This window comes from Treponema sp. R6D11, from assembly GCF_054786075.1.
The window spans coordinates 1-409 of sequence record NZ_BDHD01001024.1 but is presented as its reverse complement, the minus strand read 5'-3'; the positions used below and the strand labels follow the sequence as shown (position 1 = coordinate 409).

Here is a 409-nt window from a genome sequence, read left to right as displayed (position 1 = left end):
CACTGCGGGGCTAACGCCTCCGGCCAGTTCTGCCAGACGCTGACGCTCCCCGTCGTGGGCTCGGGGTGGACCGAAGAGTGCGCCCTGCTCAACAACGCCCACCGCTGGGTCATGAAACGCATTGAAAGCGCCAGGGACGGCCTCCCGTTCCCCCTGCTCGGCATCGACAGCGACAACGGCGGGGAGTTCATCAACCACCAGCTCCTTGACTGGTGCGTCCAGAACGGCATTAAGTTCACCCGGGGCCGCCCCTACCGGAAAAACGACAATTGCTTCGTCGAGCAGAAAAACGGCGACGTGGTACGGAAAACAGTCGGATACGCCCGCTTGGAGGGTCAGAACGCCTGTGACGCGCTCGCCGAGGTTTACCGTTTCTTGAACCCTCTTCTGAATTACTGGTATCCCACTC

At 61.4% G+C, this 409-nt stretch carries 1 pseudogene; it reads left to right on the top strand.

Going from position 1 to position 409, the window contains the following annotated elements:
• Positions 1 to 409 (top strand): annotated as a pseudogene (locus ACYVTD_RS17300) (integrase catalytic domain-containing protein); the annotation flags it as partial.